18 protein-coding genes are annotated in these 25,077 nt (G+C 41.9%); 11 read left to right on the top strand and 7 right to left on the bottom strand.

Translation table 11 applies throughout. From position 1 onward, the window contains the following. Positions 1–70 precede the first annotated feature (70 nt). From DC487_RS00570 to DC487_RS00560, 3 genes are read right to left on the bottom strand one after another with little or no spacing between them, the layout of a single operon-like run. Positions 71–2,410: a GH92 family glycosyl hydrolase gene (locus DC487_RS00570; protein WP_116773999.1), complete on the bottom strand. Its 2,340-nt coding sequence runs from the start codon at positions 2,408–2,410 to the stop codon at positions 71–73. After that, complete coding sequence (locus DC487_RS00565; RefSeq protein WP_116773998.1) at positions 2,410–4,722, bottom strand: GH92 family glycosyl hydrolase; 2,313 nt, start codon at positions 4,720–4,722, stop codon at positions 2,410–2,412. The genes DC487_RS00570 and DC487_RS00565 overlap by 1 nt, the downstream gene beginning before the upstream one ends. Positions 4,723–4,747: 25 nt before the next feature. Continuing rightward, positions 4,748–5,446: a basic secretory protein-like protein gene (locus tag DC487_RS00560; RefSeq protein WP_116773997.1), complete on the bottom strand. Its 699-nt coding sequence runs from the start codon at positions 5,444–5,446 to the stop codon at positions 4,748–4,750. A gap of 203 nt (positions 5,447–5,649) precedes the next feature. On the opposite strand from DC487_RS00560, the gene DC487_RS00555 reads away from it, so the two are divergent. From DC487_RS00555 to DC487_RS00545, 3 genes are read left to right on the top strand one after another with little or no spacing between them, the layout of a single operon-like run. Beyond that, positions 5,650–7,080 (top strand): sensor histidine kinase, encoded by a 1,431-nt coding sequence (locus tag DC487_RS00555; protein ID WP_116773996.1) that lies wholly within the window; start codon positions 5,650–5,652, stop codon positions 7,078–7,080. 9 nt (positions 7,081–7,089) lie between these two features. Continuing rightward, positions 7,090–7,791, top strand: coding sequence for a response regulator transcription factor (locus tag DC487_RS00550; RefSeq protein ID WP_116773995.1), 702 nt, complete (start codon positions 7,090–7,092; stop codon positions 7,789–7,791). Between the two features lie 21 nt (positions 7,792–7,812). Continuing rightward, a complete protein-coding gene (locus DC487_RS00545) occupies positions 7,813–8,658 on the top strand; it encodes a transglutaminase-like domain-containing protein (protein WP_116774987.1) in 846 nt (281 codons plus the stop codon). Positions 8,659–8,688: 30 nt separating this feature from the next. Here DC487_RS00545 and DC487_RS00540 read toward each other — a convergent pair whose 3' ends face one another. After that, positions 8,689–9,936, bottom strand: a complete 1,248-nt coding sequence (locus DC487_RS00540) for a hypothetical protein (RefSeq protein ID WP_116773994.1) — start codon at positions 9,934–9,936, stop codon at positions 8,689–8,691. Between the two features lie 159 nt (positions 9,937–10,095). On the opposite strand from DC487_RS00540, the gene DC487_RS00535 reads away from it, so the two are divergent. The 3 genes from DC487_RS00535 to DC487_RS00525 all read left to right on the top strand — a co-directional run bounded on the left by DC487_RS00535 (position 10,096) and on the right by DC487_RS00525 (position 14,457). After that, complete coding sequence (locus tag DC487_RS00535; RefSeq protein ID WP_116773993.1) at positions 10,096–11,268, top strand: trans-sulfuration enzyme family protein; 1,173 nt, start codon at positions 10,096–10,098, stop codon at positions 11,266–11,268. A gap of 60 nt (positions 11,269–11,328) precedes the next feature. After that, the gene (locus DC487_RS00530; protein WP_116773992.1) at positions 11,329–11,781 is read left to right on the top strand and encodes a hypothetical protein; all 453 of its coding nucleotides are present in this window, start codon (positions 11,329–11,331) and stop codon (positions 11,779–11,781) included. 69 nt (positions 11,782–11,850) lie between these two features. After that, positions 11,851–14,457, top strand: a complete 2,607-nt coding sequence (locus DC487_RS00525) for a TonB-dependent receptor domain-containing protein (protein WP_116773991.1) — start codon at positions 11,851–11,853, stop codon at positions 14,455–14,457. An 82-nt stretch (positions 14,458–14,539) separates the two neighbouring features. On the opposite strand, the gene DC487_RS00520 is transcribed toward DC487_RS00525, so the two are convergent. From DC487_RS00520 to floA, 3 genes are all read right to left on the bottom strand, one after another. Next, the gene (locus DC487_RS00520) at positions 14,540–15,142 is read right to left on the bottom strand and encodes a Maf family protein (protein WP_116773990.1); all 603 of its coding nucleotides are present in this window, start codon (positions 15,140–15,142) and stop codon (positions 14,540–14,542) included. Between the two features lie 4 nt (positions 15,143–15,146). Next, positions 15,147–15,665, bottom strand: a complete 519-nt coding sequence (locus tag DC487_RS00515; RefSeq protein WP_116773989.1) for a KdsC family phosphatase — start codon at positions 15,663–15,665, stop codon at positions 15,147–15,149. A 108-nt stretch (positions 15,666–15,773) separates the two neighbouring features. Beyond that, positions 15,774–16,751, bottom strand: coding sequence for a flotillin-like protein FloA (floA, locus tag DC487_RS00510; protein ID WP_116773988.1), 978 nt, complete (start codon positions 16,749–16,751; stop codon positions 15,774–15,776). 169 nt (positions 16,752–16,920) lie between these two features. On the opposite strand from floA, the gene DC487_RS00505 reads away from it, so the two are divergent. The 5 genes from DC487_RS00505 (at position 16,921) to lpdA (ending at position 25,037) form a co-directional block, all read left to right on the top strand. Then, on the top strand, positions 16,921–20,349 hold the full coding sequence (locus tag DC487_RS00505) for a response regulator (RefSeq protein WP_116773987.1): 3,429 nt from the start codon (positions 16,921–16,923) through the stop codon (positions 20,347–20,349). Beyond that, positions 20,337–21,173, top strand: coding sequence for a CheR family methyltransferase (locus DC487_RS00500; RefSeq protein ID WP_116773986.1), 837 nt, complete (start codon positions 20,337–20,339; stop codon positions 21,171–21,173). The genes DC487_RS00505 and DC487_RS00500 overlap by 13 nt, the downstream gene beginning before the upstream one ends. Before the next feature lie 104 nt (positions 21,174–21,277). Further along, on the top strand, positions 21,278–22,885 hold the full coding sequence (locus DC487_RS00495; RefSeq protein ID WP_116773985.1) for a response regulator: 1,608 nt from the start codon (positions 21,278–21,280) through the stop codon (positions 22,883–22,885). Positions 22,886–22,962: 77 nt separating this feature from the next. Then, positions 22,963–23,493: a plastocyanin/azurin family copper-binding protein gene (locus tag DC487_RS00490; RefSeq protein WP_116773984.1), complete on the top strand. Its 531-nt coding sequence runs from the start codon at positions 22,963–22,965 to the stop codon at positions 23,491–23,493. Positions 23,494–23,630: 137 nt separating this feature from the next. Continuing rightward, entirely contained in the window at positions 23,631–25,037 is a 1,407-nt protein-coding gene (gene lpdA, locus DC487_RS00485; RefSeq protein WP_116773983.1) for a dihydrolipoyl dehydrogenase, read from the top strand. Positions 25,038–25,077 lie beyond the last annotated feature (40 nt).

Raw genomic sequence — 25,077 nt, 5'->3', positions numbered from 1 at the left:
TTAAGAAAAACGGCATGAAACTTAGATTTCATGCCGTCTTCCTTACGTATTGTTTCGATCAAGTAGTACTTTACGCTTTTTTATTGGGCTTCGCGCCCATTTTAAATTGCAACTTACCACCATTCACGATGTCGGCATGTTTCAAGATATAGCCTTTCAACGGCTGGCCGTTTAGACGTACTTCTTGTACATAGACATTTTTATCACTTTGGTTGATGGCTTCTACTTCGAATGTCTTTCCATTCTCCAGTCGAACAGAGGCCGATTCTACTAATGGACTACCCAACCAATAATCGGTTGAACCTGGTGCCACCGGATAGAAGCCCAAGCTAGAAAACAAATACCAAGCACTCATCTGTCCGCAATCATCGTTGCCACCTAAGCCATCTGCTCCATTATGATATTGATCTTTCAAGATCTTACGAATCCATTCTTGGGATTTCCAACCTTCGCCAACCAACTGATATAGATAAACCACGTGGTGCGCCGGTTCATTACCATGTACATAATTTCCGATAATACCTTCACGCGTGATATCCTCTGTATGTTCGAAGAATTTGTCGGGAAGGTGCATAGTAAATAAGGAATCTAAGTAAGTTGACAGCTTCTTTTTGCCACCGATCAACTCCATTAATCCTTGCGGATTATGTGGCACATACAAGCTATAATTCCAGGTATTGCCTTCTATAAAACCTTGTCCGTGTGTTTCCAACACATCAAATTGCTCACGGAACTTGCCTTGCGCATCTTTCGGACGCATAAAGCCGATCGATGGATCAAACATATTACGCCAGTTTTCAGCTCTTTTGGCAAAAGTCTGGTAATCAGACTCTCTGTTCAAGTGCTTTGCCAATTGCGCGATACACCAATCGTCGTAAGCATATTCCAACGTGTTAGATACCGAAGTACCATTTTTCTCATCAGGAATATAACCCAGATCAATGTATTCACCAATGCCTTCATAGCGGCGATAATTTGCGGTTGCAATACAGGCATCCAACGCTTTGTTAGCATCGCCCTTGTACACACCTTTCAAGATCGCATCTGCAATCACAGAAACACTGTGATAACCACTCATGCACCAGTTGTCATTACCATAATGCGACCAGATCGGCAACATTTTCAGCGTACTCTGATCGTAGTGCGCCATCATCGAAGCCACCATATCGGCGTTGCGCGAAGGGTTGACTAAGTTCATGTACGGATGAAAAGCGCGGAAAGTATCCCACAAAGAGAAAGAAGAATAATTGACAAAACCATCCGCTTGATGCACCTGATGATCCAAGCCACGGTATTGTCCATTTACATCCATGTATTCCGTTGGCATCAACGCTGCATGGTACATCGCCGTGTAGAAATTGACATAATCTTCCTTAGTAGGCAACTTCGCTTGAATACGACCTAATTCTTTCTCCCACAGATCCTGTCCTTCGCGTTTGGTACGATCGAAGTCCCAATGCGGCACTTCTGCCTCCATATTCGCCAAGGCATTGTCCATACTTACGGGAGAGATCGCCAGCTTCACCTGAATTTCTTCGTTAGCTGCTACATCAAAGTCAAAGTGCATCCGGATCTTCGTGCCAGCGATGTCTGGGAAGTTGTCGGTTTGGTCAAACTTGCGCCAGAAACCTTTGTACACTTGCTGTTTTTCGAAATCCTTCGTACCATAATTTTTAAATGGCTTGGAAAACTTCATCGCAAAATGCACGACGCGAGTTCTTGCCCAACCATGCGTTTGGCGATATCCTACAATGGTATGGTCATCTAGCACACGCGCTACTGTCCACACATTTTTATCATCGTAATTATAGATACCGTGCATCAGATCGAACACGATATGGCTCTCTCCTGCTTGGCTAAAAGTATATTTATGATGACCCACACGTGCACTGGTTGTCAGCTCTGCGGTGATGTTGTGCGCATCTAATTTTACTTTGTAATAATTTGCCGCAGCTGTTTCATTGTCATGGCTGAATGCCGAACGGTAACCGCTACCCGGTTGATCTGCCGTACCAGGATTAAGTTTCAATGCACCACTGGTGGGCATTAGTAAGAAATCACCTAAATCCGAATGACCTGTACCACTGAAATGTGTATGACTAAAGCCAACGATGGTGGGATCACTATATTGATAGCCAGCACAATATTTGTACACATCGCCATTGTACTTGCCGTTCATGGCGTACGGGATCGTATCGGTATCCGGACTGAGCTGCACCGATCCAAATGGCACAGTTGGTCCAGGATAAGTATGTCCCATTTTGGCCGTACCGATCATCGGATCTACATAATCTACGAGTCTTTTTTCTTGCGCTTGCGAAGCAACAGCCAGATGTAGCAAACTCACGACACCAAAAGTGCGCAGGCATTCCTGCCAGCGCACTTTATTAGCTAAACCTAAGTTTATCATTATTTATATTTTCCTTCCACTTCTAAACTCAACGAATACGGGAAATCTTTTGCAGATGTTCCGCGTTGTGTATTAGGCTGCGCTCCCATCGAGAAGTCAATTTTAGTACCTTTTTGCAATTGCTCATGTGTGATGAAATTCTTCGCATGCGCTTTGCCATCTACATTCAACTGCTGTACATAACGATTCTCGGCGCTGTTGTTTCCAGCTTGTATCGATACCGTTTTGCCGTTGGCTAAGGTAATTTCTGCTTTATCAAACAATGGTGAGCCCAAGATATATTCATTCGTAGCGGGACAAACAGGATAGAATCCTAATGCCGAGAATACATACCAAGCCGACGTTTGTCCATTATCTTCATCACCACAATATCCATCAGGATACGGCGTGTACATACGGTCCATCGTTTCACGTGCCCAGTACTGTGTTTTCCAAGGCTCGCCTGCATAGTTGTACAGGTAAATCATGTGCTGAATCGGCTGATTACCATGGGCATATTGACCCATATTGGCCACTTGCATTTCACGAATCTCGTGAATCACGCCGCCATAATAACTTTCATCATAAACTGGAGGCAAAGAGAATACCGAGTCTAATTTGGTGGTGAATGCTTTATGACCACCCATCAAACGCGCCAAACCTTCCACATCGTGGAATACCGACCACGTGTAATGCCAGCTATTTCCTTCGGTAAATGCATCGCCCCAAGTGAATGGGTTAAATGGTGATTGGAATGATCCATCTTTATTTTTACCGCGCATCAATCCAGTTGCTGGATCAAATAGATGCTTGTAGTTCATACTACGTGTACGGTACAATTCGATTTCTTTCTTTGGTTTCTTTAATGCTTTTGCCAATTGATAAATCGCAAAATCATCGTACGCGTACTCCAACGTTCTAGCGGCATTCTCGTTGATTCCTACATCGTAAGGCACATAACCAAGATCCAAATAATAAGGAGCGCCTGCACGGCCTACTGCCGTCATTGGCCCTTCATTATTTGCACCATTTAGCAACGCTTCGTACAAGGTTTCGATATCATAACCGCGCAATCCTTTGATGTGCGCATCCGATACCACAGACGCCGAGTTATTACCCACCATGATATTGGCATAACCTGGGCTGCTCCACTCCGGCAACCAACCGCCTTCTTTGTACGCGTTGGCCAATCCTTCTTGCATCTCCACATTGATCTCTGGATAAACCAAATTCAAGAATGGATATAACGCACGGAACGTATCCCAAAAACCTGTACCGGCAAACATACGACCTGGAAGGATCTTGCCATTGTATGGGCTCCAGTGTACCGGCTCGTTGTTTGCATCGATTTCATACAGTTTATTTGGAAACAACACGGTTCTGTATAAACAAGAGTAAAATGTCTTCAACTGATCGTGTGTACCACCGCCTACTTTTACGCGGCTCAACGTCTGATGCCAAGCTTCTTTAGCCTCGTCATGCACGTTCGCAAACGATTTAGCACCGACTTCGCGAGAAAGATTTAGTTCTGCTTGTTCGTAACTAATGAAAGAAGATGCTACGCGCATATTGACCTGCTCGCCACGTTTGGTTTTGAAACCTACAATGGCACCGGTATGATTTCCTGCAGCTGCTTGCTCGCTGGCTGCTTGATATACGCTGTCTTTCCAGATTTTGGTAAAGGTCACGTCTTTGTCGAAGTAGATGACAAAGTAGTTTTTGAAGTTCTCGTATTTACCACGGCTGTAGCGGCTAGAGTAACCCACTATTTTATTCTCCGACGGAATGAATTTTACTTCAGACCCTCTATCAAAGGCATCGATAGCCACGAACGAGCTATCACTTTCTGGAAACGTAAAACGGAATACCGCAGCACGTTCGGTTGGTGTAATCTCTGTTGTTACATCAGCATCTGCTAAATACACACTATAATAGTATGGCTTAGCCGTTTCGGATTTGTGCGAAAACCAGCTAGCTCTCTTGTTTTGATCTATCTCAGGTGTACCACTTCCCGGCATAATGGAGAACTGACCGTAATCATTCATCCAAGGAGAAGGTTGATGTGTTTGTTTGAAACCGCGAAGCTTGTCCGATGCATAAGTATACATCCAGCCATCGCCCATTTTTCCGGTTTGCGGACTCCAGAAATTCATCCCCCATGGCACAGCAATAGCTGGATAAGTATTTCCATTAGACATAGATACTTTGGAGTCGGTTCCCATTAGGGTATTTACCCATTCTTCAGGTCTTTCTACCTGATCAATTTGTTGGGCAGAAAGTGCCCCTATCGAAAACAAAAAGGATAGGGAATAAATTAAATAACGTAGGTTCATAATTCGAATATACTAAAAAAATGTTCTATGCTTTGTTAGCTGCCACGTATGCATCCCAAAGCGCATCCAGTTCCATTCCGGTTAAGTTTACCCAGATTTCTGGTGTATAAGTTTTCTCGCGCATAGCTGCATCTAATTGCTTCACAGCTCCTTTCTTTTTATTATTTTCTATCCAATCCAAGAAGCGAGCAGATATGCGATAGCTTTTGGTATAGTGATGATCATCCTTCAATTCGGGCAAAGACCAATTGGCGGCTTTATTATTTACACCGTATTTGTAACGTACGTAATCGGCAATACCTTCCACCAACCATCCTGATCCACTGCGCGGTGGATACGCCTGTACGATGTGCATTACTTCGTGCGTCACGACGTCGATATCTTCTGGCATTTTTTCCATCCAAGCTTGTGCAATCACGATTTTACCATTATGAGCATAAGCCACGCCGTCATAAGCCGTATCAATGGTAATAGTCACTTCTTTCAAAGAATTTTTATTAAAGTCTTTCACCAGCTTAGGATAGTTGGTAAAAAACACATTTTGAAGACGTTTTTGCTGAACGGCATCAAAATCTGGGTTTTGTGCATGAAAATGCAGCGTGTAACCCTTCTTTGTAATGGTTTGAGGTTGTTGCGCATATAGCGCAATAGGCAACAATAGCGCAAATAGCGACCCAAAATTTAGGATGCGTAGCGCAGATTGGCGAGTGAAATAATTTAACATGGGTGTAGATGTAGGTGTCTAATAAGACATCGTTCTATGCGATATCTGAAAATAAAAGTAGTTGGAATTACGACATCTCGCTGTTAACAAAACCCCAACAAATTGTTAACAAAAACTAAAGACCTTAACTGTAGCCACTGATTTTATGTATATTCAGCCTGCTTAAGAACATTACTTTCAGCCAATAATTGCGCTACGCGAACATGAAACTTACCTCCATATCTCTGGTTTATAAGATCGCAGCTGTATTCAGTTTTATCACATTGATCAGCCTGCTCGTTTACCTTACCTATAATACCTTTATCCTGAATGACCAGCAGTATCAGAATACCGAAAAACTCCTAATCAAAGAGTTTTATTATAATGCGATCCGCAATGATAAACTGTACCCAGGCGGGCAGAATATTTTCGACGCACACATCAACCCCAAACTAGCATTATTGGATAGTTTGGATAAGAATAATAAACAGGAACTTGATGATACGGTAAGTGCTCTGCTGCATGATTTGGATCAGGATCTCAAAACCAACAACACAATGGACAGTGTTTTTGAACAGATCAAAACAAATTTCCAACTGGGAGATGACTGGGAATACGCTCTACTACTAAATCGTGTCCGCGTTAATCTGACAGATGATCGCAAAGTGGAGATTTATAGCCCGCCTGCTATTAAAGCAGGTGATCAAAGTACCATACAAGGAATGCTCGGACTGCGCATGGGCGGAAATCTGGAAAAGCTCCGAAAGCAAAATTTGGTTTCCGAACTCAATGTGAGCAGCACAGAAGATTTCAGCTATCAGGTTTCATTTGCGATTTTTGCCGACCGCAAGCACCGTACTATAGCCTTACTTAAGCTAATCGCGCCAGTATTTCTACTTGGCATATTTGCCATCGTGACCATTATTATAATCTATCTGGCGACGTATCGAAATTGGATTAGACAAAAGAGATTAGCAGACATGAAATCGGACTTTGTCAATAGCATTACGCATGAGTTCAACACGCCTATCGCGACCATACAAGTAGCTAATAAAACTCTGAAATCGCAACAGTTGGTACAAGAGAACAAGCCTCTGGAAGCATTGACGGACGTGATCCAGCGTCAGTCAAGTCGTTTACAGCGTCTATTTGCTCAAGTATTAGACATCACTTCGATGAGTGGCTATGCCATACAAAAAGAGCCGAGTAACATCGTGAACCTTCTGCAAGAGATGGTAGACGATTACCGTCTCAAAACGAGTGACAGTGCGGTTCAAATTGACTACCATAATTTTGCTGATCAAGATGCGACGGTAATGATGAATCCATTCTTCTTTACGACCATGATTTCTAATCTGATGGAGAATGCCGTAAAGCACAATCATAAATCCGAGAAATTGATAAAAGTAGAGCTAAGCGAGCACGGTAATAATTGGCAGATTCGCCTATCTGATAACGGTGAAGGTATTGCTGACAAGGAACTAAAACTTGTGTTTCAAAAATTTTACCGTTCTGCTTCAAATGTGCAAAGTAGTCTTGGACTTGGCTTGTATTATGTAAGACAATGTGTTATCGCACATGGTTGGACAATAGAGGTTGAAAGTGTTCTCGAACTAGGCAGTACATTTATCATCGATATCCCCAAAAATTCGTAATATAGAGGCATGAAAACACGCATTTTGTATGTGGAGGATGAATCGGATCTCGGAAATGTCACCAAGCAATACCTAGAGATGATGGGCTTCGACGTGTATTGGGCACTCGATGGCACTTCTGCATTAAAGGCGTATGGACAAGAGCAGTATGATATCAGCATTATCGATATACAATTGCCCGATACAGATGGATTTGCGTTAGCAAAGCAAATTGGACAAATCAACGAGCAAGCGCAATTTCTCTTTCTCACGGCTCGCAATATGAAAGAGGATAAGATCCAAGGACTTCAATTAGGCGCTTTCGATTATGTTACCAAGCCGTTTGATGTAGATGAGCTGGTGCTACGAATTCGTAATTTTGTGAATAGACAAATGCGTTTTGCCAACTCAGCGCGAGAGCACACTAAAAACGAAATTTTCATCGACGATGTAAAATTGGACTTAAAATTGCTGTCGTTATCTATAGGAGACAGTTTTACGACCACACTAACACTGCGAGAGCTAGAATTGCTAACGTTCTTGTACAAGCAACGTAATCAGATAGTGAAACGAGAAGAGATTCTACTACATATCTGGGGCGACAATGACTATTTCCTCGGTCGTAGTTTAGATGTTTTTATCTCTAGATTGCGAAAGGTATTGTCTAAATCTAATAGTGTCAAAATAGAAAACGTGTATGGGGTGGGGTTTAAACTAGTTTCTCCTAGATAATCTAAAAAAACGATGCAACGTATGACCAACAACGAATTCACCGCCTTAGTGTCCTTGTTGGACGACCCCGATTACGCTATTTTCCAACAGATTGAGCACAAACTTATTACCTGCGGACCGGACGTGATTCCCGTTTTAGAACAAACATGGGAAGAGTCTTTTGATCCGCTCGCGCAATCGCGTATCGAAAATATTATACACAAAATTCAGTTTGACGAAGTCAAAAATGAATTACAAATCTGGCAATTGAACAATGCAGACGATTTGTTGGATGGGTTAATGATTATCAATCGGTATCAGTACCCTAACATGAATGAAGATCAGGTCTATTATCAATTAGCAGAGCTTCGTAGTGCAGCCTGGACAGGTATGATGTATGATATTATGAGTCCCGTAGAGAAAGTGAGATTGTTGAATAACATTATCTTCCGTGAGTTTGGTCTTTCTGGCAACACGAGCAATTACCACGATCCGCAAAACTCTTTTATCAATCAAGTATTAGAAACCAAGAAGGGCAATCCGATTTCTTTAGCATGTATTTATGCCTTGGTAGCACAGAAATTAGATTTACCCATTTACGGGGTCAATTTGCCAAAACATTTTGTGCTGGCTTATATGGATGAATCTGAGCCGAGCAAGACGCTCTTCTATATCAATGTTTTTAATCGTGGGCAGATCATGCAAGAGGAAGACATTCAGGCTTTCTTAAGACAGCTCAATCTTCCAATATCGCCAGAGTATACACATCCTTGCGACAATCCAGCCATTATCAAGCGCATACTGCGCAATCTAATTTCGGCGTACGAACATGTGGATAATATGACCAAAAGAAATGATATCGCTCTTCTATTGGAACTTATTCAATAATAGTAAATCAAACAAATTCTATACTTCGCATTAACGACGTATTCTGGCCGAAGCTCCATTGCCATTAGTTGTAGAATCTGCAGGAATTGTTCCACGTGCGTCAAGCGATATGCTTACTGGTGTACGATTTGGAATCCGCAACTCGTTTTGGGGCGCCACATCTCCTTCATCGCTAATCAGGAATCGAAAAACCGCTCCAGAAGTACCACCTTCCGTTGCTGCTGCAACCTGAGAATCAGCCACATATAGATATTTTGCCCCTTCCCTGGTATCAATGGCCGCACTCACGGGATTTACTAAAAGTGTTCTTGCACCAGTAATAATTCGGCTCGGCGTAATACTTGCATTACTAGTGTGCGTAGAGAAATTTTCGAAAAATAAAATACGCCCTTGACCAGCCACGGTTGTACCAGTTAGATCCGCAGCTTCTGTAGCCACCATTAAATCTAGCTGAGGAGAATACGTCATGCTATTCAAACTGCGAGACGAGGGAATATTTAGAATATAATCGGGGCTAATATTAGGTAAGGAATCCAACGGATTACTAATTAAACGATTTGGAAGTTCATTATAGACTAATATTTCTCCCTGTGCCGCTGTGGTAGATATATAAGTTTTGTTACGGAGATCATTTTGTTGTATGCTGATATCGTGTATAAACACGGCACGAATGGTCTTGTCCTGAAACGGAAGTCGGTAATTAGGTAGAGCCGGATTACTTCTTGACCTTGGCCGACTGTATACAAATAAATCGGATTGAGTAGGCCCTGCGTCAGTAACTAATTTCGATCCTTGTAAAGCAGGTGGTATTACTGTCGCAGCAGCTCGAGCATTAGCAAGCAACAACACATCGGTACTAGGATGATAAGCGATGCCACGTACTGCTGTAATCAGCTCGCTATTCACCGTTCCTTGCGTAGAAAGACTTCCTCGAAGGGTATCAATATTCATGACTTGCACAGAATTGTCGGGTCTCGATATATTCTGCGCAGATTGAAAAAGTAATCTAGCTTCAGGACTATAAAGTATGGCGGATCCGCCTACAGCAAAGGTCCGATAGTTTAGGTTAGCTCTATCAAAACTACTACCATCTGCCGGATCAACAACGTACACATTTTGCACGACTTCCACTTCTGGGTTAAGACTGAATTGAGAAGTCGATATATACAATCTGCTGATCGGGCGAGTGGGGCGAATAGGCTCGTCATCATCACGTAGACAACCTGCCAAAGTGCCTAATATTATTCCCAAAACAAGCAACCGACTCCAACTCATCATGTTTACGATATATTTAAACTACTACAAATGTAAAAAATAAAGTATTACGAAATACAAACCATTACATTTCTTAACATATATCTATAAGCGTTGGGTTACACGTACAAATCTCATTAAACCATTGGAAATGAATACCACATTTATGTACATTTGCGAACTATGCATAAAGACGATTCCAAAATCATACGCAATCAGGTCCCTCGTTCGGATAAGAGAGAGCACTCTGCACCTTTGTATTTAACGTCCAGCTTTATCTTTGATAGCGCAGAGCAAGGGCGTGCCATCTTCGCAGAAGAGGAAGAAGGAATGGTATACTCAAGGTATTCGAACCCAAATACCGACGAGTTTATCCAGAAGGTTTGTATTATGGAAGGCGCCGAAGCCGGCTTATCTTTTTCGTCGGGTATGGCGGCAGTATTTGCCTCTTTTGCAGCTTTTATTCATAGCGGCGACCACATTGTGTCGAGCCGAGCCATCTTTGGATCCACGCATCAATTGTTTACGCAACTTTTCCCGCGCTGGGGCGTTACCACGACCTATGTCGACGGTGTAGACAAAGCGCAATGGGAAAATGCGATTCAAGAAAACACGAAAATTATCTTTTTAGAATCACCTTCTAATCCCGGTTTAGAATTAGTAGACTTAGAGTGGTTGGGAAGTTTCAAAGAGAAATATCCGCATATATTGCTGATCATCGACAACTGCTTTGCCACGCCATATTTACAAAAACCATTGCAGTATGGCTTTGATTTGTCGATCCACTCGGCTACCAAGTATATGGACGGACAAGGTCGCGTATTGGGCGGCGTAACGGTTGGTAAAAAAGAGCTGATTGATACGATGATGTTCTTCATTCGCCACACCGGTCCATCCATGTCTCCGTTCAATGCTTGGCTGATTTCTAAAAGTTTAGACACCTTAGGTCTACGTATGGATCGCCATTGTTCCAATGCATTAGCGCTGGCAGAAGCTTTGGAAAACAATGCAGAGATCGAAGATGTCAAATACCCATTTCTACCCTCTCATCCCCAATACGAATTGGCGAAGAAACAAATGAAAGCCGGTGGTGGTATTGTCACTTTCGTGGTGAAAGGAGGATTCGAACGTGCGAAAAACTTCATCGATCATTTGGAAATGATTCTCTGCACGTCGAATTTGGGGGATAACCGTTCGATTGTCACTCATCCGGCTTCTACCACCCACTCTAAATTGTCGGAAGAAGAAAGATTGAACCTAGGCATAAAGCCTGGATCTATCCGCTTATCTGTTGGCTTAGAAGACAAAGAAGACATCATTGCCGATGTCACCAACGCGTTGGATCAAACAAAATAGACATCAACTTGCTTACGCATAATTTGTGTATCTGCTTTATATTTTTGACATTTGTAATCGATGATTAGAATTTTGTCCATATTCCTATTGTTAGTATACTCGCTCACCAGCACGGGGGCGACGGTATATTATCATACTTGCGGACAAAACTCTCAAATCTCCATTTTTGAGAAGCAAAATAACTCCAGCGCTTGTGCATTTTGCACGGGAGATAAAGGCTCTTGCAGTCTAGAACAACAAGAGCAGGATCACGCGGGCACGTCTTGTGAACAGGATCACACCTGCTGTACGGATGTACAAGTAGAACTAAACAATGGTGACGATCAAGCCATCACCAATTTATTACAGGATTTTAATACGCTTTCGCCAGCGGAGTTTATCATTCCGTGGATCATAGTATTTCACCAGACGCTATTTGACGCTCCTGCACCAAATAAAACCACTCTGGCTTCTCTAGTGCCCTTAGGCACTTTCCCAAATACCTATCTCGTCAATTGCAATTTCCGTATTTGATTTTAGTGTAGTCTCATTATTCTGCCGAGTGATTGGCAGCAAACAAGTACTCTACATTAAAATACATCTATGAAAAATATACATTATTTATGTATAGCCTTATTTTTCGCGGCTATACAATGGGCATACGCGCAAGAACCTAACAAAGGTACATTTGATGTGGCGGGTAATTGCGGTATGTGTAAACAAAGAATCGAGAAAGCCGGTAAAGATGCCGGTGCGTCCCAAATTGTATGGGATCCTAACACGGGCAAAGCCGAAGTTACCTTCAATAGCAAAAAAACTAGCGTTTCGAAGATAAAAAAAGCTATTGCGGCAGCGGGACATGACACTGACGAATTCAAAGCGCCTGACGAAGTATACAATGCACTCCACACCTGCTGTCTGTATGAGCGCATGGGCGAAGATGGTGCTACGACAGGGAATAAAATGCAAAACAATCCGGATGATCCAGCGCACCACGATCATGATCATGAAGTACGTGGCGTAGTGGTAAACGAAAGTGAAAATGGCACTCTAAAACCTATTCAAGGCGCTACGGTATACTGGCTAGAAAACCCAGAAAAGAAAGTACAATCGGATAAAGACGGGATTTTCAAGATCATGCACGAACATGATTATAAGCGCCTAGTCGTGTCTCACACAGCCATGCAGGCGGATACGCTAGAAGTCACCAATATGCATGAAGTGTTGGTCGTACAGTCCAAAAACAATGTGTTGAAGGAAGTGGTGGTTTCACGCCAACAGAAGTCCAACTACATCTCTCGTATGAACGCGACTCGGGTAGAAACGTTGACCGCAAGAGAACTTTTCAAAGCCGCTTGTTGTGATCTGAGCGAAAGTTTTGAGACCAATGCATCCGTGGATGTGGTGAGCAGTGATGCCGTCACCGGCAGCAAGCAAATCCAGATGTTGGGACTCAGCGGCATCTATACGCAACTGACCGTTGAAGGATTACCAGGACCGCGAGGTTTTGCCATTCCTTTGGGACTAAACAGTATTTCTGGCAGCTGGATTGAGGCGATTAACATCAGCAAAGGTATTGGTTCGGTGGTCAATGGTTTCGAGAACATGGCCGGACAAATCAACGTAGAGCTCAAAAAACCGCATAATACAGATCGTCTGTATTTCAATGCCTACGGCAATAATATGGGACGTACGGATGTCAATCTAAATGTGTCACAGCGACTTAGCGACAATTGGTCTGTAGGTCTCTTATTGCATGACAATTTCATGTACAACCGCCACATGAACTTTAGTAATAATGGCTTTCGCGACATCCCGGTTGGGAATTTATTTAGCGGTGTCAACCGTTGGCACTATCAGAATGATCACGGCGTAATTGTACAATTTGGCATCAAATACTTGCACGATAATCGTGTCGGCGGTGAGATTGATTTTGACAAAGACAACGATCAATTTACCACTAATCGATATGGATTAGGATTTATTAATAAGCGAGTGGAAGGTTTTGCGAAAGTAGGCTATGTATTCCCGACGAATCTGCACCGCAGTATCGGATTACAATTATCTGCTAGCAACTATGATCAGGAAAGCTTCTTTGGACTGACCGGATACAATAATAATCATTCATCTGGCTACGCCAATTTGATTTTCCAAGATGTAATCGGCAGCGAAGCGCACAAATACAAAGTGGGTGCGTCCTTGCAATATGACAAGTACAAGGAAGATCTTTTTTATACTTCCCCAGGCATCAACTACCAAATGGGGCGGCAAGAACGCGTTGCAGGCGTATTTGGAGAATACACTTATAGCCCGGTTGAAAAACTAGATGTCGTATTGGGCTTGCGCCAAGATCACAACAATTTGTACGGTTGGTTCACCACGCCTCGGGGTGTGATTCGTTATCAGCCAGCCAGCAATACGACCTTGCGTTTGAGCTCTGGCCGCGGACAGCGGACGGCTAATATCTTTGCAGAAAATTTAGGGATTTTTGCTTCGAGCAGAAGCATTGCTAATCTAGACGGTATCGTGAATGGTGCTGGCGCATATGGCCTTCGACCAGAAGTGTCTTGGAACACTGGATTCAGTGCAGATCAAAACTTTCAATTATTTGGTCGCGAGGCTGGCGTATCCATAGAACTTTTTCACAACAATTTTCAAAATCAAGTCGTGATCGATTGGGAAAATCCACGTGAAGTCGGCTTCTATAATTTAGAAGGAAAATCCTTCTCCAACAGTCTGCAGACAGAATTTCGTTTTATGCCGATCCAGCACTTAGAAGCGCGGTTTGCTTACCGCTATTTGGATGTGCAGACCGATTATCAAACTGGTCGTTTGCAAAAACCATTAATTGCAAAACACCGGGGTTTTATGAATCTAGGCTATAATACACATGGCGGATGGTCGTTTGATTATACGCTAAATGTGGTGGGGCAAAAACGCATTCCACCAACCGCTGGAAATCCTGCACCGTATCAATTAGCAGATCGTTCGCAAGCATACGTCACCATGAATGCGCAAGTATCCAAGACATTTGGCAAGAATAAAAACTTCGATGTATATGTTGGTGGGGAGAACTTGAGCAACTTCTTCCAACAAGATCCTATCTTAGCTTTTGATCAGCCATTTGGCAGTAATTTCGATACCAATATGCTTTGGGGTCCACTCACCGGACGCATGTTTTACACCGGAATTCGCTATCACATCAAATAATCTCAATCCGATACACCACAAAAAAATCCCTGATTAACAGAAGCTGTTAATCAGGGATTTTTTTTAATGACAATATCAGCTCTTATCGATCCTCTGCCATAAACTGTTTCAATTCACGATACAAACGCGCTGTTGGCAATCCCATCACATTTTCATACGCGCCATCGATACGTTCTACCGCTACGCGGCCGATCCATTCTTGAATACCGTACGAACCAGCTTTATCCATCGGATTATAATTGGCAACATAATAATCAATCTCTTCCTCTTCCAATTCTACAAACCAAACTGCCGTGCGCTCCACAAACTGGTGTACCCGGCCGCGCAAGGCCAAAGTCACGCCTGTATAAACGGCATGTTCACGACCGGATAATTGAGCAAGTACAGATTTCGCTTCGGCCACATCGGCTGGCTTGCCCAACATTGTACCATGTTCGTCAGCCACTAAGGTATCGGCCACAATCACCAAACGATCATGATAAGATTCGTCCGAGAAAGCGGTTAGTTTTGCTGCCGCAATGGCAGAGACGATTTTTTCTGGCGTGAGTGTAGTATCAATATGTTCTTCCACTTCTGGAATCTCTACCGTAAAATCTAAATCCAACTTGCGAAGTAGCTCCTGCCTTCTGGGAGACTGCGACCCCAATATAATCGGCGTATCTTTTAATTTTTCAATAAATATCATGTTGTTAATTACTTTTAGGAATGGTCGACGTCGGCCATTTTCCTTGCGTTTTCAATACTTTTTCTAATATATCTCGCACAGCACCTTGGCCACCAGCAAAGGGAGATTGGTAGCGACTGATTGCTTTGATCTCTTCCGCAGCGTCCTTCGGACAGGCTGGCAAACCGATGATAGACATGGCTTCCAAGTCGGGCATATCATCCCCCATATAAAGTGTGCATTTGAGATCAATCGAAAACTGTTCACAAAGTTGTAACAGCAATGTTTTCTTGTCGGCAACGCCCAAATGGATATGCGCTACACCTAGTCCGCGTAAGCGTTTTTCAACGCCAGCAGAGCGACCGCCACTAATCACCAAAAGAAGTATGCCTGCTTGCACGGCTGCTTGGATGGCAAATCCATCGCGTACATGAAAAGTACGGAGCTGATGGCCTTCTTCGGTAACGAGAATAGTTCCATCGGTCAATACGCCATCTACATCCAGCACGACGGTCTGAATGTGTTGAAAATCTCTCAATATCATATCGCTTCAAAAGTAGGGATAAATTCCGGATGCCGAATCAAAGCGCTGCTCATTCAGCAACAAAAAAGGCTTCCCGTTGGGAAGCCTAAAATTTTGCACATCGTACGTTTATTTTTTGTTCGATTCTCCTGGTTTGGAGATCGATGTCCGCATATCCGTATCTGCCTGTATATTTTGCATTTTATAATAATCCATAATCCCGAGATTACCACTGCGAAACGCTTCAGCCATGGCCATAGGCACTTGAGCTTCTGCTTCGATCACCTTAGCTCTTGCTTCCTGTGCTTTAGCACGCATTTCTTGCTCGTTGGCTACAGCCATCGCACGGCGCTCTTCTGCACGCGCATTCGCTACCTTCAAATCAGCTTCTGCTTGATCTGTCTGTAGTTTTGCACCGACGTTTTCGCCAATATCAATATCGGCGATATCAATCGATAAGATTTCAAATGCCGTACCGGAGTCCAATCCTTTAGACAGCACCGTTTTCGAAATACGATCTGGATTTTCCAACACATGCTTATGATCGATAGATGAACCAATGGTAGTCACGATGCCCTCTCCTACGCGCGCGAGGATGGTTTCTTCACCAGCACCACCCACGAGTTGATTAATATTTGCACGAACAGTTACGCGTGCTTTGGCGATAAGCTGTATACCATCTTTCGCAACAGCTGCTACGGGCGGTGTGTTGATCACGTTAGGATTTACCGACAACTGCACGGCATCAAACACATCTCTACCTGCCAAATCGATAGCTGTAGCTAATTTAAAATCAAGCGGGATATTGGCTTTATCTGCAGAAATTAACGCTTTAATTACTTTATTGACATTTCCCCCTGCGAGATAATGCGTTTCAATTTCATTGGTAGTAATTCTTAAACCTGCTTTCGTCGAAATAATCATTGCATTAGAAATTAATGCTGGCGGTACCTTACGTAGTCGCATCAGCACAAGATTTAATAAGCTGATTTTTACGTTAGATAATTGCGCAGTAAACCACAGATTGACAGGCAAGAGGTAAAGTAATAAAAATAGGGCAACGACTGCACCCACGATAATTAAAACAATTTGTATTTCAGATCCCATAGTTCAGATTAATTGTATATCTCCTAAAGATATAAAAAAGTATCGACTTCTGCATGCAAGTGTAGGCCTGTAATAGCATTATAATATATGATTCCGTAAAATTATTTCACCATCCGACGCATTTTATCCATATTTGAATCATCGTTTAGCAATTACCACCAAATAGCTTATGAAAAGGCACCACATATTGAAAATCCAATTTATCATAGGGGTTATCGCTGCCTACGCTATTCTGATTTATGCGTTCGTATATTATTTAAATAGACAGAATGACTATGCGAAGACGACGTTACAATACGGTGAGACATTTAGGCAGAAGGCTGATGTATTAAGTAATTTTGAGAACCAATTGTTGAATATCAATCGCGTAAAAGCTGATTTTATCACGCGAGGATCTGACAATACAATATTACAGCTTAATCATTATATCCAGAAAGCCACAGGTCATCTCATAGAATTTGAGCAAGCGAATGATCTGTACAGCGGAGACCTACCTGAATTTAGAAAGTTGCGCAATCTACTGCATCGGGTCAGTAAACTCGATTCGATACAGCTAGCCTTGAAGAGTAAATCGCTGGATGAAAAAGCTGTTGCTCTCGCCATCGAAGAACAAGAGATTCACAACACCTGTGACCTAGTGATCGCTGCTGTATTTGAGATTAATAAAGCAAAAATCAGACAGGAAACCTTAAAGCTTAAAGATGCCATGTATGTGGTATTGCCCCTTAACATAGTTGCTTTGCTGGCTATACTTTACGTCTTATATGCCACCTACATGATGAGCGACAAGCTACGCGTATCTACTTTGAAAGAGAAGCAGATTAAGTCAGAACTCACCGAGGCAAATAAACGTTTTGAAAGCACCAATTGGATTCTGGATCGCACCAATAGGATATACGATGAACTTATTGGTATTGACAAGCTATCGGATATTGCCGAGATCTCGCTTCGTAAAATTATGCGATCGATGGAGCAAGTATTTTATGCTGGTGCAATTTACATAAAAGAGGATCATAGCGAAACTTTTGAGCGAATCGCGATGATGGGCTTTGAAGACAAACAAGCGGTATCTAATTTTAAATCTGGACAAGGAATTTTAGGTATGGCGGTGCAGCATCATAAACAAAAAATATATGATGCCACAGAAACACAGCACATTAAGCTCTTTTCTACTTTTATAGATCGGATAAATCCCCAAATTATATTAGCACCGATCATTCATGATTCGGAAGTTGTTGGTCTGCTAGAATTGGCTATTAAAACAGACATTGAAAGTCTCGACCGCACTAGTGAATACCTTGGTCGTGCCACACGTATTATTGCGGCAGCCATCAAATCAGGACAGAATCATGCTGTCGTTCAAAAATTGTTGCTCACCACGCAAAAGCAAACAGAAGAGCTGAGTGCACAACAAGAGGAGTTGCGCATGACGAATGACGAATTGGTATACCAAACCAATCTTTTAGAATCAAGCGAAGAAGAATTACGCGTACAACAGGAAGAACTTTCTCAAACAAATACCGAGCTGAACGCAAAAGCAAAGGAGTTGGAAAGCCGTAATCAAGACTTGAAAGATGCCCAGAAAGTAGTCGAGTCGAAAATTGCCGAGGTCGAGCAGGCTAGCCTATATAAATCAGAATTCATGGCCAATATGAGCCACGAGTTGAGAACGCCATTAAATAGCATCTTGATTCTGGCCAAATTGCTGGAAGAAAACAAGCAGCAAAATCTGACAGAAGATCAACGCAAACATGCGTCTGTAATCTACAGTGCCGGATCTGATCTATTAGAATTGATCAATCAATTATTAGACCTCGCAAAAATTGAATCTGGCAAAGTTGAAGTACTTTCGGAGGCAATCAATACGGAGATGCTGATTCAAAACCTTGAAAATCTATTTAAACAAACTGCTACACAAAAAAACATACAATTCAAGGTAGAGGTTAACGATTTTCCTGAAACATTTGTTTCAGACGAATATCGACTACAACAAGTATTAAAAAACTTTTTGTCCAACGCCTTTAAATTTACCGACACCAGTGGCCACATTTCCCTAAAATTGATTAGGGAGCAAGACCAATTGCTATTTTCTGTAGAGGATACGGGTAAAGGAATCCCTCTTGAAAAAAGACAATTGATCTTTGAAGCGTTCCGACAGGAAGACGGCTCTACTAGTAGAAAATATGGTGGCACCGGACTCGGACTCTCTATTAGTCTGGAAATTGCTGCTATGCTTAACGGAAATATTCAGCTTGAAAGCGAATTGGATAAAGGCAGCATTTTTACCTTATCCATACCTTTTAAGACATCTGTGGATGATGCAGCAACAGTCGCTCCAGCACCAACAGTATCGTTGTCTAGCTCACTTGGATTGGAAGAAATCATACCTGACGTAGAGAAATTAAAAACGGCGAGAAGTATACTGATCGTGGAAGACGATATCAACTTCGCTTATATTCTTAAAGATTTTGCCGAACAATATGCCTTTGATGTAATCCTTGCGCATGATGGTCCGCAAGGAATAGAAATGGCTAAAAATCATTTACCAGACGCAATCATTTTAGATGTAATGCTACCTATTGCCGATGGTTGGAACGTGCTACGAACATTAAAATCAGACCCACAAACACAAGGTATACCAATACACATGATGTCGGCGGCTAACATCAAACAAAAAGATACACTAGAACAAGGTGCAATCGGCTTTCTATCTAAACCGGTAACAGAGCAAAATATTAAGAAAGCATTTTCAAATATAATTCTCAACATTGACCAAGAGGTCAAAAAAGTACTGCTGGTTGAAGATCAAGAAGTAATGAGCGAATTCATTAAAAATTCTTTTGCCGAACAAAAAATCAATATCATACAGGCCTTCACAAAAAAATCAGCTTTAGAGAAACTTAGAACGGAAGAAAATATTGATTGCATTATTCTAGATATCACGCTCCCGGATAGTAGCGGACTGGGCTTGCTTGAGCAGATCAAAAAAGACGACACATTTAAAGATATTCCGGTAATCATAAATACCGCTGAAGAATTGACGGCTGAACAAACCGATCGAATCGCGCGATACACCAAATCGATGATCCATAAAGATGGAAAATCTACCGATAGACTGATAGATGAGGTCAATTTATTTCTGAACAAGATTAATAATGTAGATTATGAACCGATCCGCAACAGCAAAAGGCTCGACAAAGCAATCTATACAGAAGCAAATAGCCTGCGCGGAAAGCGCGTATTAGTTGTAGATGATGATATGCGAAATGTGTTTGCGTTGACTACAGCACTGAAAGAGCATGATCTTCACATTGAAATCGCGAACAATGGAAGAGAAGCTTTGGATATAATTCAAAATCAAGAACAACCCTTCAACATAGTCCTTATGGACGTCATGATGCCCGAAATGGATGGTTACAACGCCATCGAACATATCAGGGAAGAGCCAAAATACGCTAGATTACCAATCATTGCGGTAACGGCCAAAGCCATGCATGGAGATCATGAAAAATTGATACAACTTGGCGCAAACGATTATATCAGCAAGCCAATAGATATGGATAAATTAATCGCTTTGATGCAAGTATGGTTAAGTTAAAAGGAGAACCCGCATACTTATCATTTGAAGAATTAGAGGAGATTATCGGATTACTCAGGCAAACATCAGGCTTTGATTTATCTGGATATAGCCGATCATCCCTTAAAAGAAGAATTCAGCGCGTGATGGATCTCGATCGAATGGATTTTGTAGATCTCAAAAATGCGTTAGTGAATGCGCCGGGCTTCCAGACCTATCTCATGTACGAGATTACCGTTAATGTGACGGAAATGTTCAGAGACCCGGATTTTTTCCAAGCGCTACATGCACTTGTAATCCCTTATCTACGCACATTTCCACGTGTCAAGATATGGAGTGCAGGTTGCGCTAGTGGCGAAGAAGTATATTCTTTGGCCATTTTATTGTTACAAAATAAATTGTACGAGCGTTCTTTTATTTACGGAACAGACGTTAACTCTCACATTATTGAAGTTGCCAAAAAAGGTATTTATCCACTTCAAAAAATAAAGACATACACCGAGAATTTTAATCACTATACGACCGAAGAGTCCTTTTCTAAATACTATACTGTAAAGTACGATATGGCTATCATATCCAATCACTTACGCAGCAACACCCTTTTCTCCACTCACAATCTTGTTTCAGATTCTGTATTTAACGAATTTCAGTTGATCACGTGCAGAAATGTGATGATATATTTTGACCATAATTTGCAGAGTCAAGTACTAGAATTGCTCTACAACTCGCTCTCTCCCTTTGGTTTTCTATGTCTTGGTGCCAAGGAGAATTTAACGAACCATTCTATTATCGATAAGTTTAGGATCATTAGTCGTAAACACAACATCTACCAAAAAATAAAATAGTAAAAGACAAGGCTCACAAGACCCTGGCTAACAACTTAATAGCCACTGCTTAACATCTTTCGTAAAATAATTGACTACTTTTGCAGGGTCAACCAGTGAAGAGCATGAAAAAGATTAATTTACTTATACTAGATGATCGCGAAGAAAACATCATCAGTTTGCGTGCTTTACTAGAGGAACTGGATGATTTACACATCATAGCGCATACCGACCCTAATGAAGCGCTTAAGGTATGTTGGCATGAAGATATTACCATTGCGATGGTGGATGTGCAGATGCCGAAGATGAATGGTTTTGAGTTTGTATCTCTACTCAAATCAAATCAAAAGACCAATCACATCATGGTGATCATGGTGACGGCCATTTCTAAAGAAGAACGGTATTTACTAGAAGGCTTACGAAGTGGCGCAATCGACTATCTATATAAGCCCCTTAATCCCGAAATTACACGCGCTAAAGTAAGATCTTTTATACACCAAGTCCGTTTACAAGAAGAGATAAAACAAAAAAATATAGCCCTAGAAGTATCTGGCAAAGAGCTTTTGCTGGCGAAGGAAGAGGCAGAACATGCTCGAAAGTCCAAAGAAATCTTTCTAGCCAACATGAGCCACGAAATACGCACACCGATAAACGGTATCATGAGCGTGATACATGTATTAAAAACTTCGCCGCTTAGCCACGAACAATTAGAGTGGTTAGGCATACTAGATAATGCGTCGCAATCACTTTTAGTGATCATCAATGATATATTGGATCTATCCCGAATTGACTCGGGAAAGTTCAAAATCGAGATGGAAGATTTCTCGCTTACTAAGTTCATTGACAATATGGATCGCATGTTCAAAGTTAAAGCGGACCATAAAGACCTGCATTTTATAGTAGAGAAAGAAGGAGATTTGCCAGATAACGTGGTTTTTGATGCCTTACGTCTCCAACAGATCGTCACTAATTTCATTTCTAATAGTCTTAAATTTACAGAGCAAGGTAGCATCACTTTCAATGTTAAACTATTAGACATTGGTCCGAAAGGATACCTGATTCGTTTTACAGTGACAGATACCGGGATTGGCATACTTACCGATCATCTGCCTAAAATATTCCAACCTTTTGAACAAGGAGACGGCGCCATTACAAAGCGATATGGTGGCACTGGCCTCGGATTGGCTATTGTGAAACAATTGGCTGAATTATTGGAGGGAGAGGTAGGATCACAGAGCGATGTGGGAGTAGGTTCTAGCTTTTACTTTGAAGCTTGGTTTCAAAAAAGTAAGACCGAACAAGCTCAAAAACCAAATGAGCCCTATATTAATTTCCCAAAATTAGATGATGTACAAATTTTGGTGGCAGAAGACAATGATCTAAATGCCTTTATGTTGGCACATATGCTAAAAACCTGGAATTGCGTGGTAGATATCGTAAAAGATGGACAGCAGGCTTTAGATGCTGTATTGCAGAAAACCTACGATCTCGTTTTGATGGATACGCATATGCCTGTCATGAGTGGATTTGACGCTATTAAAGCCATTAAAGCACTAGATGATACTCAAAAAAATAGTATGCCTATTATCACCATATCGGCCTCTGTTTTGGCTCACGAACAAGCAGCAGCTTATGAAGTGGGCGCTCAATATGTTATCGTAAAGCCCTTCGACCCAGTAGATTTGTATAGTAAAATAACGAGCGTCGTAGGGGCAAACAAGACAGTGAAGTGACGCTTAAAAATTCTCATTTAGCTGCTTTCTAATGAATAATCCTTAAATTCGTAAAGTAATACATACAAATATAGACTATGAAAAAAATATTTATTGCTCCTATCGCGGCTTTAGCAATTGGCTTAGCATCTTGTGGCGGCAACACCGATTCAGACAAAAAAGAAAATACACCTTCTGAAGAAGCAGCACCTGTCGCTCCTGCCGCAACAGTACCTGGAATCGAAAATGTAGAGCTTTCGAACAATTGGACTGTACAAGGTAATGATCAAATGAAATTCGACGTTAATTTGATCCGTGTAAAAGCAGGCGAGCCAGTAGAGATTACCTTCAAAAATGCTGGAGAATTGCCAATCGAATCTATGGGGCATAACCTTGTCGTATTGAAACCAACAGTAGATATTCCTACTTTCGGTGGCGAAGCAGCTGGTGCACCAGACAACGAGTACATTCCAAAATCATCTTTAAGCTCTATCATAGCGCACACAAAATTATTGGGTCCAGGCCAAGAAGATAAAATTACCTTCACTTTAGAAGCTGGTGTTTATCCATATATCTGTAGTTTCCCAGGTCACTTCGGGATCATGCAAGGAAAAATCGTTGCCGAGTAAAATCGAAATCAACGTTTTAAAAAACGACAATCTGTACAGATTGTCGTTTTTTTTTAACAATAACGTAAATTTACCTATATCCGGTTCGATCATTCTTAATTTAATCGTATTTTTGATCAGAGAAAAAACACGACTATATGCAATATGACGTAATTGTAATCGGAAGTGGGCCAGGCGGCTATGTAGCTGCTATTCGTTGCGCTCAACTTGGCCTGAAAACCGCTGTTATTGAAAAGTACAGCACCTTTGGTGGAACTTGTCTAAACGTAGGCTGTATTCCTTCCAAAGCACTATTGGACACATCAGAGCACTATCATAATGCTGCACACAATTTTGCAGATCACGGCATCAGTCTAGACAGCTTGAAGATCGATGTTAAGAAAATGATCGATCGCAAGAATGATGTTATCTCACAAAACACCGCCGGCATTACTTTCCTATTCAAGAAAAACAAGATTGATAGCTTTGAAGGTTTGGGTTCTTTTGTGGATAAAAACACTATTAAAATTGAGAAAGAAGGTGCGGATGCACAAGAGATAAAAGGAAAGAACATCATCATCGCGACAGGTTCAAAACCTACCGCTTTGCCGTTCTTACCGATCGACAAAAAGAGAATTATTACTTCTACCGAAGCCTTGCAATTGCAAGAAATTCCGAAAAGCCTAATCGTGATTGGCGGTGGCGTGATCGGATTGGAATTAGGCTCAGTATATGCACGCCTAGGATCAAAAGTTTCTGTAGTAGAATACGCTAAATCTATTATTCCTACGATGGATGCCTCTTTAGGCAAAGAACTACAACGTGTTTTGAAAAAACAATTGGGTTTTGAATTCTTCTTGGGACACAAAGTAACGGGTGCTACGACCAAAGGTAAAGAGGTAACCGTAACAGCAGAAGATGCCAAAGGCAACGAAGTATCTTTCCAAGGCGATTACTGCATCGTAGCGGTAGGTCGTACAGCTTACACGGAAGGCTTAGGCTTAGATAAAATTGGCATTGAAACTGAAGAACGCGGCAACAAGATTCCAGTAAATGAGCATTTGGAAACATCGGTAGAAGGCGTTTATGCAATCGGTGATGTGATCAAAGGCGCGATGTTAGCGCACAAAGCAGAAGATGAAGGTATCTTTGTGGCAGAGCGTATTGCTGGACAAAAACCTCACATTGACTACAATGCGATCCCTGGAGTTGTATATACTTGGCCAGAAGTAGCTGCTGTTGGACAAACAGAAGAGCAACTGAAGGAAGCGGGCAAAAAGTACAAAACAGGCAGTTTCTCATTCAAAGCATCTGGCCGTGCAAAAGCATCTGGCGACACCGATGGATTTGTGAAAGTATTAGCGGATGCCGAGACCGATGAGGTATTAGGTGTACACATGATTGGACCACGTGCAGCAGATATGATTGCTGAAGCAGTAATGGCATTGGAATACCGTGCATCTGCGGAAGATATTGGTCGTATCTGTCATGCTCACCCAACTTATACGGAAGCGTTTAAGGAAGCTGCGTTGGCCGCTACAGACAATCGAGCAATACACGCTTAGTTTTGAAACTATACAGAAAGGGAAACAATAAGCTTGTTTC

It is taken from the genome of Sphingobacterium corticibacter (assembly GCF_003076635.1).
Classification (GTDB): domain Bacteria; phylum Bacteroidota; class Bacteroidia; order Sphingobacteriales; family Sphingobacteriaceae; genus Sphingobacterium; species Sphingobacterium corticibacter.
The sequence above is the reverse complement of the archived record's forward strand: the minus strand, read 5'-3'. Positions and strand labels throughout refer to the sequence as shown.

What these genes read in the sequence shown, in the direction of transcription:
- DC487_RS00570 (WP_116773999.1), bottom strand. Translation starts at nt 2,410, where the DNA reads ATGATAAACTTAGGTTTAGCTAATAAAGTGCGCTGGCAGGAATGCCTG.
- DC487_RS00565 (WP_116773998.1), bottom strand. Translation starts at nt 4,722, where the DNA reads ATGAACCTACGTTATTTAATTTATTCCCTATCCTTTTTGTTTTCGATA.
- DC487_RS00560 (WP_116773997.1), bottom strand. Translation starts at nt 5,446, where the DNA reads ATGTTAAATTATTTCACTCGCCAATCTGCGCTACGCATCCTAAATTTT.
- DC487_RS00555 (WP_116773996.1), top strand. Translation starts at nt 5,650, where the DNA reads ATGAAACTTACCTCCATATCTCTGGTTTATAAGATCGCAGCTGTATTC.
- DC487_RS00550 (WP_116773995.1), top strand. Translation starts at nt 7,090, where the DNA reads ATGAAAACACGCATTTTGTATGTGGAGGATGAATCGGATCTCGGAAAT.
- DC487_RS00545 (WP_116774987.1), top strand. Translation starts at nt 7,813, where the DNA reads ATGACCAACAACGAATTCACCGCCTTAGTGTCCTTGTTGGACGACCCC.
- DC487_RS00540 (WP_116773994.1), bottom strand. Translation starts at nt 9,936, where the DNA reads ATGATGAGTTGGAGTCGGTTGCTTGTTTTGGGAATAATATTAGGCACT.
- DC487_RS00535 (WP_116773993.1), top strand. Translation starts at nt 10,096, where the DNA reads ATGCATAAAGACGATTCCAAAATCATACGCAATCAGGTCCCTCGTTCG.
- DC487_RS00530 (WP_116773992.1), top strand. Translation starts at nt 11,329, where the DNA reads ATGATTAGAATTTTGTCCATATTCCTATTGTTAGTATACTCGCTCACC.
- DC487_RS00525 (WP_116773991.1), top strand. Translation starts at nt 11,851, where the DNA reads ATGAAAAATATACATTATTTATGTATAGCCTTATTTTTCGCGGCTATA.
- DC487_RS00520 (WP_116773990.1), bottom strand. Translation starts at nt 15,142, where the DNA reads ATGATATTTATTGAAAAATTAAAAGATACGCCGATTATATTGGGGTCG.
- DC487_RS00515 (WP_116773989.1), bottom strand. Translation starts at nt 15,665, where the DNA reads ATGATATTGAGAGATTTTCAACACATTCAGACCGTCGTGCTGGATGTA.
- floA (WP_116773988.1), bottom strand. Translation starts at nt 16,751, where the DNA reads ATGGGATCTGAAATACAAATTGTTTTAATTATCGTGGGTGCAGTCGTT.
- DC487_RS00505 (WP_116773987.1), top strand. Translation starts at nt 16,921, where the DNA reads ATGAAAAGGCACCACATATTGAAAATCCAATTTATCATAGGGGTTATC.
- DC487_RS00500 (WP_116773986.1), top strand. Translation starts at nt 20,337, where the DNA reads ATGGTTAAGTTAAAAGGAGAACCCGCATACTTATCATTTGAAGAATTA.
- DC487_RS00495 (WP_116773985.1), top strand. Translation starts at nt 21,278, where the DNA reads ATGAAAAAGATTAATTTACTTATACTAGATGATCGCGAAGAAAACATC.
- DC487_RS00490 (WP_116773984.1), top strand. Translation starts at nt 22,963, where the DNA reads ATGAAAAAAATATTTATTGCTCCTATCGCGGCTTTAGCAATTGGCTTA.
- lpdA (WP_116773983.1), top strand. Translation starts at nt 23,631, where the DNA reads ATGCAATATGACGTAATTGTAATCGGAAGTGGGCCAGGCGGCTATGTA.